Source organism: Alteromonas sp. MB-3u-76, assembly GCF_002831605.1.
GTDB lineage: Bacteria > Pseudomonadota > Gammaproteobacteria > Enterobacterales > Alteromonadaceae > Alteromonas > Alteromonas hispanica.
The window spans coordinates 3,891,242-3,904,185 of the sequence record NZ_CP025115.1 but is presented as its reverse complement, the minus strand read 5'-3'; the positions used below and the strand labels follow the sequence as shown (position 1 = coordinate 3,904,185).

Annotated in this window: 12 protein-coding genes; 8 read left to right on the top strand and 4 right to left on the bottom strand. The window is 44.0% G+C overall.

The window, feature by feature from the left end; genetic code table 11:
• Positions 1-10: 10 nt before the first annotated feature.
• Genes CW735_RS17390 through CW735_RS17375 form a run of 4 tightly spaced genes read right to left on the bottom strand, consistent with a single transcriptional unit; the run spans position 11 to position 4,441 of the window.
• Positions 11-1,318 (bottom strand): response regulator, encoded by a 1,308-nt coding sequence (locus CW735_RS17390; protein WP_071980752.1) that lies wholly within the window; start codon positions 1,316-1,318, stop codon positions 11-13.
• Positions 1,319-1,347: 29 nt separating this feature from the next.
• A complete protein-coding gene (locus tag CW735_RS17385) occupies positions 1,348-3,027 on the bottom strand; it encodes a sensor histidine kinase (RefSeq protein ID WP_100973024.1) in 1,680 nt (559 codons plus the stop codon).
• Positions 3,028-3,037: 10 nt separating this feature from the next.
• On the bottom strand, positions 3,038-3,853 hold the full coding sequence (locus tag CW735_RS17380) for a phosphate/phosphite/phosphonate ABC transporter substrate-binding protein (protein WP_100973023.1): 816 nt from the start codon (positions 3,851-3,853) through the stop codon (positions 3,038-3,040).
• Positions 3,854-3,880: 27 nt separating this feature from the next.
• Positions 3,881-4,441, bottom strand: coding sequence for a response regulator (locus tag CW735_RS17375; RefSeq protein WP_071980749.1), 561 nt, complete (start codon positions 4,439-4,441; stop codon positions 3,881-3,883).
• Positions 4,442-4,973: 532 nt separating this feature from the next.
• Here CW735_RS17375 and prlC point away from each other — a divergent pair.
• The 8 genes from prlC to CW735_RS17335 all read left to right on the top strand — a co-directional run bounded on the left by prlC (position 4,974) and on the right by CW735_RS17335 (position 12,923).
• Complete coding sequence (gene prlC, locus CW735_RS17370) at positions 4,974-7,010, top strand: oligopeptidase A (RefSeq protein ID WP_071980748.1); 2,037 nt, start codon at positions 4,974-4,976, stop codon at positions 7,008-7,010.
• A gap of 34 nt (positions 7,011-7,044) precedes the next feature.
• Positions 7,045-7,734 (top strand): DNA-3-methyladenine glycosylase I, encoded by a 690-nt coding sequence (locus CW735_RS17365; RefSeq protein ID WP_071980747.1) that lies wholly within the window; start codon positions 7,045-7,047, stop codon positions 7,732-7,734.
• A gap of 68 nt (positions 7,735-7,802) precedes the next feature.
• Positions 7,803-8,603 (top strand): bifunctional demethylmenaquinone methyltransferase/2-methoxy-6-polyprenyl-1,4-benzoquinol methylase UbiE, encoded by an 801-nt coding sequence (gene ubiE, locus CW735_RS17360; protein WP_071980746.1) that lies wholly within the window; start codon positions 7,803-7,805, stop codon positions 8,601-8,603.
• Entirely contained in the window at positions 8,603-9,238 is a 636-nt protein-coding gene (locus CW735_RS17355; protein WP_071980745.1) for a ubiquinone biosynthesis accessory factor UbiJ, read from the top strand. The genes ubiE and CW735_RS17355 overlap by 1 nt, the downstream gene beginning before the upstream one ends.
• Before the next feature lie 9 nt (positions 9,239-9,247).
• Entirely contained in the window at positions 9,248-10,879 is a 1,632-nt protein-coding gene (ubiB, locus tag CW735_RS17350; RefSeq protein WP_071980744.1) for a ubiquinone biosynthesis regulatory protein kinase UbiB, read from the top strand.
• Positions 10,880-11,189: 310 nt separating this feature from the next.
• Positions 11,190-11,399: a transcription antiterminator/RNA stability regulator CspE gene (gene cspE / locus CW735_RS17345; protein ID WP_032094913.1), complete on the top strand. Its 210-nt coding sequence runs from the start codon at positions 11,190-11,192 to the stop codon at positions 11,397-11,399.
• Positions 11,400-11,656: 257 nt separating this feature from the next.
• Positions 11,657-12,400 carry a hypothetical protein gene (locus CW735_RS17340; RefSeq protein ID WP_071980743.1) on the top strand — a complete coding sequence of 248 codons (744 nt, stop codon included), beginning with the start codon at positions 11,657-11,659 and terminating at the stop codon, positions 12,398-12,400.
• Between the two features lie 49 nt (positions 12,401-12,449).
• A complete protein-coding gene (locus CW735_RS17335) occupies positions 12,450-12,923 on the top strand; it encodes an Lrp/AsnC family transcriptional regulator (RefSeq protein WP_198520983.1) in 474 nt (157 codons plus the stop codon).
• Positions 12,924-12,944: the final 21 nt, after the last annotated feature.

The following is a 12,944-nucleotide window of genomic DNA, read 5'->3' as shown; positions in this document are numbered from 1 at the left end:
CATGTAACAACTAGTTACTTTTAGTATTAGGTTGGCTTTCTGGTTCTATTTGAATGCTAAATGGTTTGCCTCGTTCCTCTTCAAACTGCTGAAGCTTCTGTATTGTCGCTCGGCTGAATATATGCCCTTCAGGCAAAATTAAAATGTGGCTGTCGTTGTACAAGTTTTGCGCCAGCTGCATCCCTTCTTTTAATTGAGATGCTTTCATTGTGGTATCAAGTATCGTTGATGCACCAATATCATCTGCGCTCAATAGTAGGTCGAGAAACTCACCGTCGTAGCGCGTATTACGGTGCTTTTTCATTTCAGCTTTTGCATCTCTAGGCGCCATTTCTACCCCCGTCATACGGCCTGTTACTAAGCGCCAGTAGTCTCTTGAAATTGCCAAAATTCTCGCACCTACTGGAATTTCTTTAGCCACTTTATTGTTCAGGCCAGACCCATTGTAGTGTTCGAACTGAAATTCAATGATATCTGAAATGGGTTGCAGTTCTTCTGCCGGAGCAAGAATAAGAGCAGCCTGCTTAGTTTGTGACAAATAGTTTTGCTGCTGTTGGTATTTTAATTTGGAAAATGGCGCGACAAAGTCTTCCACCTGAAGACCCAGTTGGCCAAGTTCACATATTAGCCCTGCATACTTTACCTGCTTTATGTCGCTTTTTTCGAGTTGTGCGATGGTGGCTATTCTCGCCGCCAGTTCGCTCACCTCTATGGCAAACTTACCGTTTATATTTGGGTTTATACTGATCACGTTGAAAAGCACCTGCTCCATGGCTTGGTTGTGTTTTTCAATCTTATTGAGCGCGAACTTAATTTGCCGGGTCCTTTTTTGAACAACACTTTCAAGCGAAGCATTAACATCTTTCAGCTTTTTATTTTGTAAGCGAGTCAATCTCTGCAGGCGAGTGTTTTCCTCTTTCAGTTTAACTCGCTCTAACCCCTCATTGATGACAGAGATCAATTCTTGATTATCCCAAGGTTTTTGCAGGTAGCGATGAATTTTGCCCTGATTTACGGCTTTTATGGTCGATTCAATGTCAGCATAACCGGTTAGCACTACTCTAAAGGTTTCAGGATAGGTTTTTGCTACTTGTTCTAACAACTCAGCGCCAGACATTTGCGGCATTTTCATATCCGAAATAACCACATGAACAGTCTGTTTTTGCATTAACTCCAGCGCCTTCGCGCCGCTATCCGCTAATAGTAAATTAATATCCATAGTGAAGAGCGCGCGCTTTATGGCTCGCAGAATATTAGGTTCGTCATCGACGAATAAGACAGTGTATGTTACTGCTGTTTCTGTGTTAGATGCTGTCATAAAACGTAATCCTGTTAATCGCCTTTAGGCTAACTGCCCTTTGAATCAATGGTGCATGAGTCGTTGTCATCGTCCTTGGGAATGGGCAGGGTTAGCGTAAAGCAACTGCCTTCACCTTCTTTACTCGAAACGCTAAGCGAACCGCCGTGTTCTTGCGCGATACCAAACGAGATAGAAAGTCCTAAGCCAGTGCCTTCTCCTTCTGGCTTAGTTGTAAAAAACGGGTTGAAGAGCTTATCGAGATGACTTTGGGGAACACCGCATCCAGTGTCTTCTACTCGCAGTTCAACAAACTCATCTACTCGAATAGATGAGATAGTGACTTTGCCATGCTTGCCTGTACTTTCGACGGCCTGGCCTGCATTTATCAGTAAATTAGTAATTACCTGAGATATTTTACCAACATTCATAGCCACAGCAGGGACGTTGCCCAAGTTGGTCTCCACAGTACAGATATATTTAAGCTGGTTATTTACCATGGCCAGTGTGGTGCGAATACAGTCATTGATGTTATGAAGCTGCACGTCATCGCTATCAACTCTTGAGAAGAGTTTTAATCCTTTTACGATATCGGCAACGCGGTAGAGGCCTTCAGAAGAATCGTTTAAAAGGTCGCCAATATCCTCATTAATGAAGGCTAAATCTTTGGTTTTTATGCTTTGCTCCACCTCAGCAATGGCTTTGATTCTAGCGGCGTCGTCTTCGGCGTTAATCACACTGTTCATTTGCGCGAAAAGCATTTGGTAGGTTGCTACATAGTCGTTCAACGTAGAAATATTACTGCTCACAAAGCCAACGGGGTTATTTATTTCGTGAGCAACACCTGCCGCTAGCTGACCCACCGAGGCCATCTTTTCAGCTTGTAATAGCTGCACCTGTGCTTCTTTTAAATCCTTATTAGCTTCTTCAAGCTGGAAATTCTTTTGATTGAGCTTAGCGGTTCTGTCTTTTACTTTTTCTTCGAGTAATGCGTTAAGCTCTTTCAATTCATCTTCTACCCGCTGCCGCTGACCGCTTTCTTCTTTCAACCGCTCGACTAAGTGGTTAAAAGCGCCTGCCAACTCGCTTAACTCGTCTTTGCCCCTTACCTCAACAAAGATATCTCGATAGTTATTATCTTTAACCGCTTCGCCTAAATGCTTTGCGCCTTTCAATAGTGATTGAAGCTGTCCCATTAGGTAAGAACCAAGTAGATAGGATAACAGCCCCACTAAAACGAACTCTAACATAGCGAGTGTTAGCGTCCAGTTTTTAACCCGTGATACAGACTGAGTAACAGACGCAATATTTAAACCCATTTCAACGTAGCCGTATAAGGTGCCGTTTACCTGAATTGGCGCTTGGGTATCGTAAATACCATCGTCGGTGTGTGATGCTGATGTATCTTGTTTAAAGGTGGCATTAAGCGCTGCAGCATCGCCTTTTTCCACGAATACGCGGTCGTTTTTGTCCTTCACTCTTACATAGGCAATATTAGGGTTGGTCAGTATTTCTGACACATCTGCATCAAGAGATGACAAGTCGTAGCTTAAAAACGCGTTTTTTGTCGTTGAAACAAAAAGGGCAGCAGAAGTGTTAGCTGATTTTTTAACGCTGCTGTCTACTAGTTCATTAAGGAATTGAAATATAGTGACTATCAACACAAAAAGCAGTGCGGCGGTAATAGAGGCTACACCAGTTATTGTTTTTGTCCTTAACGATAAGCGCATACTAGCTCCTTTACGAATGCGGCCTTGATAGTGAAGAAATGCCCAACGCTCTAACGTCGTCCCAATGGGAGTCGTCAGCGCTAATAAAGCCATTTAGTCCTAAATTTTTAAGTATGTGGGCTTTGCTAGCATCGCTGGATATAGATAGCAGTGCATTGATAATAGCTTGTCGAGTGTCCTCACCTAATGTTGGGTGCGTGGCGATTGCATGGGGCGTGTAGTCTGGGCTTTCCCAAAGAACTCGCAATGATGTGTTTGCAGAAGAAGACCCCAAAGTACGATAGATACCGCCCCCAGCCTTAAAAAACTGCTTTTCTACGTTTAAATACACAGAGTCATGTGAGTTGACATAGCGAGGAATAAACGCAATGTTTTCTTTACGTAATTTGGCACTTGTTACGATAGTAGCGGCAAAAGCTGCCGGTGCAGGAAAGGCAATCTCAGCACCATTTAACGCATCAAGCGACGTTATCTCACTGTCTTTGTGCACCACTATGATGCCTTTCAAAAATTTGTTTTTTTGTTTTGCTAAGGCTTTATATCCAGCGGTGCTATTGAATACAACAAAGTGAAATGGGTTCATGTAGGCAATGTCGTATTTGCCCTTGGAAAGGTTTGCTTCGAAAGTGGGGATATCCTTAGCCGTTTGGAACTCGATACGCAGTCCCGTATAGCTATTAATGTAATCAACAAGCGGTTGCCACGACTTAACCATTTTTTTCGCTGATTGCTGAGGAACAACGCCGAAAATAAGAGACTGTGCGTGCAAAGTAGGTGTTACTAGCAAGCTTAAAAACACAAACAGTAAACAAAGCACGCGAAGCATAGAGACTCTCCTTATTTCTCGTTGTCCTTACATAGACATGAATTGCTCAAGTACCATGGTGAGGTCGTGATTAGAAAATGGCTTTTGAAGAGAGGCGTCGGCGCCAATTTCTAACGCTCGCTCAAGGCTAATATCGTCAAGAGCCGATATAACCACAATTTTGAGGTCTTTATACTTACTTTGTTCTCGGGTAAAGTCGATAACGCTGTAGCCATCCATGCCAGGCATACTTAAATCTAGCGTCATTACTTTTGGCTCATGCTGGCTAAGCATTATACCGGCTTGGAAGCCTCCGGTGGCGATATAGCTCTCGAAGCCTGCGCGACGCGCGACGCGCTGAATCGATTTCGCTACGGGCATTTCATCGTCAACAATTAAGATCGACGGGGTTGCGTCGCCTTTTAGAGCGTCTGGAATAGGCATGTCATGGCGCTCTAAGAACTCGATAAAGTCTTCAACGAGCACACGATTATTTCCGCGGCCAGGAAGTTTAAACCCTTTCAGTTTACCGTTTTCTATCCATCGGATAACTGTGCGTAGATTTACGTCACAGTATGATGCTATTTCGCCTGACGTGAGTGTCTTCATAATTCGGCTCCCTTCATTTCCCTATGCAGTATAGCTTTATATGTAATAGAAGACAAAGTAGACAAAAGGATTAGTTGTGACATTTGCGACAAATGCTTGTTGGTCAGAGTATGTTCTTCAGCCACAAACGTTCTTCAATCAACGGGTTTCTAAGCCGTCAGTAAAGGTTCTGCGTTTAACAAAAATGGTTAAATTAACACCAGTCCTCACCAATTTATCTCGCATCTCGTCAATAAAAGAGATTCAAGAATTCACTCTGTTGAGCTGAACTGCTGTTTGTATTGCGCTAGGAGAGCGCCATCCATTTTTTGAGCTAACATGCTATCGCTGTCGAATCTGATCTTCACCTCAAAAATAGAAGTACTTAAGCCATTAGTCAAATTGCGCTACAGGACCGCGGGCCTGCGTATTAAATGTATGAATGCCGATGCTATAGCGTAAAATGTATGAGCGTCATTGCCTCGCTTATGTATTGTGTTTTAATGATAAATCCCCACTTCAATAAGCAAATAAAATAAAGAGTAATTATATTATGACGACCCCAGCAATTGAACTAGTCGATGGTCTACCGTTATTTTCTGCCATTGAAGCCTCATCAATCAAACCCGCCGTTGAGCGCGCTATTAAGGCGTGTAAAACAGAAATCGATGAAGTAGTCGCCTCAAAAGACTATAGCTACAAAAACGTGGTGCTTCGACTAGAAGAAATAGATGATCGATTGAGTAAAATATTCTCTCCGGTTTCTCATATGAATAGCGTAGTTAGCAGTGACGAGTTGCGAGAAGCTCACGATGCGTGTCTGCCATTATTATCTGAGTATGGCACTTGGGTAGGGCAGCACGAGGGGTTGTACAATGCTTATGTGACGCTACAGAATTCAGCGGAATTTGGCGAATTAAATGACGAGCAAAAAAAGGTGGTCGATAACGCAGTGAGAGATTTTACCCTCTCAGGTGTTGCATTACCTGACGAGCAGAAAAAGCGCTTTGCCGAGATCCAAGCTAAATTGAGCGAATTGTCTTCAACATTTTCTAACAATGTTATGGATGCCACCATGGGGTGGACTAAACACATCACTGACAAGTCTGAGCTTGCCGGTATGCCTGAGTCTGCACTCGAAGCTGCTGCGCAAGCCGCTCATCAAAAAGACCTTCAAGGTTACTTGTTTACTTTAGATATTCCTTCTTACCTTCCTATCATGCTGTATGCCGATAATCGTGAGTTACGGGAAGAAATGTATCGCGCCTACTCGACTAAGGCCTCTGATCAGGGACCTAATGCAGGGAAGTGGGATAACACTGACATCATAAAAGAAATCTTGTCTTTACGTACTGAGCTTGCAGAACTCCTTGAGTTCTCAAGTTATGCTGAGCGTTCGCTTGCGACAAAAATGGCAGATTCCACAGAGCAGGTTATCGGCTTTCTACGCGACCTGGCAGCGAAATCTAAACCTCAAGCGGAGCGCGAGCTAGACGAAGTAAAAGCGTACGCTCGCAATACGCACAATGTTACCGAGCTTGCGTCTTGGGACTTGCCGTATTACAGCGAAAAGCTCAAACAGGAAAAGTACACCATTTCTGATGAAATGCTTCGCCCTTATTTCCCAGAAGATAAGGTGCTGTCTGGCCTGTTTGAAGTCGTGCATAGACTATATGGCTTATCTATTATTGAGCAGCCAGGCATTGATACATGGCATGAAGACGTACGCTATTTCACCATTACAGACGAAGCTGACGTGCTTCGCGGCAGTTTTTATCTCGACCTTTATGCCCGTGCAAAAAAACGCGGCGGTGCATGGATGGATGAATGCCGTGTACGTCGTGAAACGGTAAGCGGTGAACTACAGCTACCGGTCGCTTATTTAACATGTAACTTTAACGCGCCAGTGGGTGATAAGCCGGCATTGTTTACTCACGATGAGGTCGTCACGCTGTTCCACGAGTTTGGACATGGTATTCACCATATGCTGACCAAAATGAAAGTGGCTGGTGTGTCTGGTATCAATGGCGTGCCGTGGGATGCGGTTGAATTACCCAGTCAGTTTTTAGAAAACTGGTGTTGGGAAGAAGATGCACTGAACTTTATCTCTGGGCATTACGAAACCGGTGAACCACTACCAGCAGACCTGCTAGAGCGTATGCTTGCAGCGCGAGACTATCAGGCAGCTATGCAAATGGTAAGGCAATTAGAATTTAGCTTGTTCGATTTCTTGCTGCACAGTGAAAAAGGCAGCACGGTAGATGTCCAAGGTGTTCTCGACTCGGTAAGAGATGAAGTTGCTGTTTCTATACCGCCTTCTTTCAATCGTTTCCAAAATGGCTTTGGACATATTTTCGCAGGCGGCTACGCTGCGGGGTATTACAGCTACAAATGGGCGGAAGTACTCTCTGCCGATGCTTACAGCAAATTCGAGGAAGACGGTATTTTCAACCGCGAGACGGGTAAAGCTTTCCTATCGAATATTCTGGAAATGGGAGGGAGTAAGGCACCCATGGAATTATTTGTTGCCTTTAGAGGTCGTGAGCCTAAGGTTGATGCATTGCTGCGACATAGCGGTATAAAAGGCTAAGTAAGCTAAAGAGTAAAAAAGGAAAAAACGAGTAATGGCTGAGTCGTTTGATTCAATATATCGACGAGCGTGCGAAAGAAAAGGCGGGAAAATGGTGCTTGAAGCAATGCTTCAGGCACCGTTGCCATATTCAAAAGTGGCAAAAATTCCCGACGACCGTTTTCTAGCCGCAATGACGAAAAAAGTGTTCCAATCGGGTTTCGTTTGGCGCGTGATAGAGAACAAATGGGCCGACTTTGAAACGGTATTCTTTGACTTCGATATCGATAAAGTACTGTTGATGCCAGACGAAATGCTGGAGCAAAAAGCGTCAGATAAGCGCATTGTCAGAAACTATAAAAAAGTCATGACAGTGCGAGACAACGCTATAATGATAAAAGACGTGGCCCTTGAACACGGTAGTTTTGGGCGATTTGTCGCTTCCTTTAAGCCTGAGAATATTACTGAGTTATGGGCTTTTTTAAAAAAACGGGGTGCTAGACTAGGCGGAAATACTGGGCCATATATGCTTCGTTCTTTGGGCATTGATACCTTCTTATTTTCGCGCGATGTAGAAGACTACTTACGTAAAAACGATATTATCGATGGCGGTATTACATCTAAAAAAAGTTTAACAGCGGCGAATGCCGCATTCGCTCGTTGGCACGAAGAGAGCGGTCGTTCACTACAAGAGATAAGTGCTGTTGTGGCATTTAGTTGGGGCACGAATTCACGAGTGGTTTAAGGCTTTTGCTTGCCACCACAATCCTATACACTTCAGGTTTAAGAAATACAGTTAGCAATAGGAATGTCATGAGCGACAATCAGGCTTCATCTACGCCCGTAGAACCATCATCTGTGGAGTCATCAAACGAACAAACCACCCATTTCGGTTTTAAGCAGGTAGAGAAAGAACAAAAGGCGTCTTTAGTTGCCAATGTATTCGATTCTGTAGCCGCGAAATACGATGTGATGAACGATTTAATGTCTATGGGCGTGCATCGTTTGTGGAAAAGGTTCACGATTGATTGTTCAGGCGTACGCGCTGGAAATAAGGTGCTTGATATTGCAGGCGGCACGGGTGACCTTACCGCGAAGTTCAGTCGCTTAGTAGGTCCCACTGGCAGAGTTACCTTGGCCGATATTAATTTATCTATGCTGCAGGTTGGGCGAGATAAGCTGCGCGACCGCGGCCTCGTTGGCAACATCGATTACGTGCAGGCTGATGCCGAAGCGCTGCCTTTTCCAGATAATCACTTCGATGTAGTGACTATGGCATTTGGCCTTAGAAATGTTACTGAAAAGCAAAATGCGCTTAACTCAATTTTTCGCGTGTTAAAGCCTGGTGGACGGCTGCTTGTTTTAGAGTTTTCCAAGCCTACGTCTGAGCAGCTTAGCAAGTTATACGACATGTACTCTTTTCATTTGCTGCCAAAAATGGGGCAACTCGTAGCAAATGATGCAGAAAGCTATCAATACTTAGCCGAGAGTATTCGTATGCACCCAGACCAAGAAACCCTTAAAGGCATGTTTGAAGAAGCAGGGTTTGAACAGTGTGATTATCAAAATTTAACAGGTGGCATTGTTGCACTGCATCGTGGGTATAAATTTTAATGCCAGCATCAGCACTTTTTGCGGCCACGCTAGAACAATCTATCAACAAGGTATTGGCTCTAGATAGTGAAAGTGAGTCAAGGTTGGCAGAGCTCAACGGTTCGCGGTTAATCGCGTTCTTATCTCCCATGCCCTTTGGCATTACGTTGGTATTTTCAGACCGAGTTGATGTGCTAATTGAGCACGACGATTTTGAATCTGTGAAGGCGCAACTTGGCCCAAAAGACTGCTGTATCAAAACTTCTCTAGACACCTTACCTGAACTGCGAGAAACCAGTCAGCTAACTCGTCTTATTCAACAAAAAGCACTTTATTTAGAGGGTGAGCTTGGCGTGGCGCAACAGGTAAGCGGCGTGTTTCAAAACCTCGATATCGATGTGGAAGAATTGCTTGCCGTTAGAACCAGCGATGTATTCGCTCACCAAAGTGTAAAAAGCATTAAGGCGCTGCATCAAAAAGTGATGTCTATGCTAACGGATGCTGGCAGCGTAGTTGGCAATGCCATGGTGGAAGAGAAAAAAATCGCCGCTCATAAATTGGCGGTTATGCATTTCAGCGATGAAGTCAGTGCGCTGCGAGACAGCACCGAGCGCTTAGACGCTAGGTTACGCGATTTAGAAGAACGATTTAAATAAGAGACTCGCATGCGAATTGTTAGGCTATACAAGATTAACCGGGTGCTGCTTGAGCATGGTCTCGATGAGCTTATTCCGGCAAAGTGGCTGCCTTGGTATGCCAGACTATTGCGCCACAGTATTTTTTGGGTGCGCAATAAACACAAAGGTAAGTCGCAGGGAGAGCGCATTACGCTTGCGCTGCAGAGCTTAGGCCCGGTATTTATAAAATTCGGCCAAATGCTGTCTACCCGTCGAGATCTCCTTTCGCCGGCCATTGCGAATGAACTAGCACGTTTGCAAGATAAAGTGCCGCCGTTCCCGTCTGAAGATGCACAAGCCATTATTAAGTCATCGTTAGGGCTTACTTCGCTAAGTGAACTGTTCAGCGAATTTGAAGAGGAGCCACTAGCGTCTGCATCCATTGCTCAAGTACATGCTGCAAAATTAAAGGCGAATAATGAAGATGTAGTGGTTAAAGTGCTGCGCCCGGATATTCGCGACACCATTGTAGCGGATATGGAACTGCTGTTTAGTTTTGCAAATATTATTCAGCGTTGGCTTCCTGACGGGCGTCGCTTACGTCCTGTTGAGGTGGTCGTTGAATATCGTAAGACCATTGTTGATGAGCTCGATCTGTTGCGAGAGTCTGCCAACGGCATTCAATTAGGCAGAAATTTTGAGGGCTCGGAAGCGCTCTACGTTCCAACCATTTACAGCGATTACTGCCGGCACAATGTGCTTGTAATGGAGCGTATTTACGGCATACCTATTTCAAATTTAGATGCTTTGATATCGCAAAATACCAACCTTAAAAAGCTTGCCGAGCGAGGGGTAGAGGTCTTCTTTACGCAGGTTTTTCGCGATAGCTTTTTCCATGCAGACATGCATCCGGGGAACATTTTTGTTTCTCCCTCCCATCCAGATAACCCTAAGTATATTGCCATCGACTTTGGCATTGTTGGCACACTCAATAAAGAAGATAAGCGCTATCTCGCCGAAAACTTTATCGCTTTCTTTAATCGAGACTATCGCAAGGTAGCCCAACTACATGCAGACTCGGGTTGGGTGCCGCAAGACACAAATATCGATGAGTTTGAGATGGCTATCCGCACGGTATGCGAGCCTATTTTCCAAAAGCCACTGGCGGAAATCTCTTTTGGCAACGTGTTGCTGCAATTGTTTAACACCGCAAGACGTTTCGACATGGTTGTACAGCCACAGCTTGTACTGCTGCAAAAAACGTTGCTTTATGTTGAAGGGCTAGGAAGGCAGCTATATCCTCAGCTTGATTTGTGGAAAACCGCGAAACCATTTTTAGAAAACTGGATGAAAGAACAAATCGGGTTTTCTGCCATGATGGGTAAGGTAAAAGCTAACTTACCTTTTTGGTCGGAAAAACTGCCTGAAATGCCAGACTTGTTGTATGACAGCTTGCAGCATATAAAACGCATGCCGTTACAGCAGCAAAAAGCCAGTGCTTTAATGCTAGAAGAGCAAAAACGAACTACTCAGACCACTCACTTTTCGGTGGTTGGTGGTACCTTTATTCTGCTCTCTGCAATATTACCAATCTATGATATATCGTGGTATTTCCCTGCAATAAGTGGATTGATCGGAACTATTTTCTGGTTTTTTTCATGGAGAAACAGCCGTAAATAAACGCGAAAAACGGCTTTTAAATAATGAAGTTTTTATGAAAGTCGTTAATAAGCAATTAATTAGTATGTTAATTGTTCCCAACAGTGTTATAGTGGCTTTGGCTGTTTGCCAAAGTCTTTAAATAGACGAGATTTGTGTTATTTGCTATATGTTGCTACCTGTTATAACGCTCGAGTTACCTTGTAATTTGTGTTTGTTGTTAGTCCATTCGTAAGTAAGCCTCAATGCTCCGCCAATTTAAAGACCAACAGAAACACAGTTACACGCGCTTTTTTGCGCAATTTATTACGATATTTGAGGTCTATACGACATGTCTAAAGTTACAGGCACCGTTAAGTGGTTTAACGCTGATAAAGGTTATGGTTTTCTTACTCAAGATAATGGCGGCAAGGACGTTTTCGTTCATTTCCGTGCAATTATCTCTGAAGGTTACAAAACTCTTCCAGAAGGTCAGCGCGTAGAATTTGAAGTTGAAGAAGGTCAAAAAGGTCTTCAAGCTGCTAACGTGCAAGCTATCTAAGAAATTCAAAAACGGCGGTCATTATGACCGCCGTTTTTCTTTCATTTCCCGCACTATCCCTTTTAATTTCCTGCTTTATAAAACCACGGTCTATTTGCCCCTCCACCAGTTAGCGTGGAAATTAGAATCACTCGCTGAATCGCACTTTCAATATATCGCTATTAACGAGTATGTGTTGCTATGTTGTGGCGTAAAGTGTTTTACTAATCACTCATTTACAGAGTTATTCTTTACTCTCGGTCATTAGGGTATTCACTATGTTTATTCGTGTAGCAAGTGCGCTTACTTTATCAATATTGGTTGTATTTAGCATTCAAGGTATTGCGCAGACGACTTCAACAGAAAGTGCTGGAAGCGTATCAAGCGCAGAAAAAGACACCACAGTGGTGGCAACACTGTTCGGTAAACCAATAATTATGGACGACATTACGCCAAGCGAAGACGTACTGGCCACCATGCAAAAGCAGGCAAGTAGTCGCGGCGAATTTAACGGCATGCTGGCGTTAGCAAGCCTTACTGAATTGTCTGAGCAAATTATCGAAGGTGTTTTGGATGATTATGCTACACAGCACAACATCACCGTTGACCAGGCTTTGGTAGAAAAATTTAAAGAGAAATTCGCAAGCTCGACAGTCAAGCCAGAGCAGGCTACTGCTAATAGTGATAGCGCAAACACTAGCTCGAATAGCAGCCCAAGTAATTCGGGCGGAGCCTCGGGTAGCAAGACGTCTAGCGATGAAATAGCACAGCGCCAGGTTATGATCTACCTAACAGAAAAGCACATGTATAACGCACTCGGTGGCAAAGTAGTTTTTCGACAATCGAACCCGCAGATGCCGGTAGAGGCATACTTTAATGTGCTCAAAGAATATGAGCAGTCAGGAAAGTTTGAAATAGTTGATAAATCATTGCAAGAGGGCTTTTGGTCGCCTTTTACTCCGCCTTATCAGTATGAACTGGCCAAAGAAAATATCGATTTTTCCAAGCCTTGGTGGTTATAAGCGGGCGGCGATAAGCGGTAAATACGCAGTAGGATTGTAAGTAAAAGCCATGAAAGATATCTCTATAGACGCAGTCGACCGCACTATTTTAAGTATTTTACAGCAAGACGCAGAAACGCCAGTAGCGCAAATAGCGGAGCAGGTTGGGCTAACCTCAACCCCGTGCTGGCGCAGAATACAAAAGTTAGAAACAAGCGGAATCATTTCTCGTCGCGTTGCATTGTTACAGGCGCAAACTTTAGGCCTTACCATGACCGTGTTTGTGCAGGTAAAAGCAGGGAGTCACGATGGCAAATGGCTGTCAAATTTTGCTAACCACGCGTCGTCTTTTGACGAAGTCGTTGAGTGTTACCGAATGTCAGGCGAGTATGATTACCTGTTAAAAGTGCTGGTAACCGACATGGCGAGCTTCGATCATTTTTATAAGCGATTGGTAAACGGTATTGGTTTTTCAGATGTAACATCGAGTTTCGCAATGGAGCAGATTAAATATACAACTGCCGTTCCGCTTACTCACTTGTAACAGCCCGATTTATAACACCCT

Coding starts and splice junctions, on each gene's coding strand:
- CW735_RS17375 (WP_071980749.1), bottom strand. CDS start 4,441: ATGAAGACACTCACGTCAGGCGAAATAGCATCATACTGTGACGTAAAT.
- prlC (WP_071980748.1), top strand. CDS start 4,974: ATGACGACCCCAGCAATTGAACTAGTCGATGGTCTACCGTTATTTTCT.
- CW735_RS17390 (WP_071980752.1), bottom strand. CDS start 1,318: ATGACAGCATCTAACACAGAAACAGCAGTAACATACACTGTCTTATTC.
- ubiE (WP_071980746.1), top strand. CDS start 7,803: ATGAGCGACAATCAGGCTTCATCTACGCCCGTAGAACCATCATCTGTG.
- CW735_RS17380 (WP_100973023.1), bottom strand. CDS start 3,853: ATGCTTCGCGTGCTTTGTTTACTGTTTGTGTTTTTAAGCTTGCTAGTA.
- CW735_RS17355 (WP_071980745.1), top strand. CDS start 8,603: ATGCCAGCATCAGCACTTTTTGCGGCCACGCTAGAACAATCTATCAAC.
- cspE (WP_032094913.1), top strand. CDS start 11,190: ATGTCTAAAGTTACAGGCACCGTTAAGTGGTTTAACGCTGATAAAGGT.
- CW735_RS17340 (WP_071980743.1), top strand. CDS start 11,657: ATGTTTATTCGTGTAGCAAGTGCGCTTACTTTATCAATATTGGTTGTA.
- ubiB (WP_071980744.1), top strand. CDS start 9,248: ATGCGAATTGTTAGGCTATACAAGATTAACCGGGTGCTGCTTGAGCAT.
- CW735_RS17385 (WP_100973024.1), bottom strand. CDS start 3,027: ATGCGCTTATCGTTAAGGACAAAAACAATAACTGGTGTAGCCTCTATT.
- CW735_RS17335 (WP_198520983.1), top strand. CDS start 12,450: ATGAAAGATATCTCTATAGACGCAGTCGACCGCACTATTTTAAGTATT.
- CW735_RS17365 (WP_071980747.1), top strand. CDS start 7,045: ATGGCTGAGTCGTTTGATTCAATATATCGACGAGCGTGCGAAAGAAAA.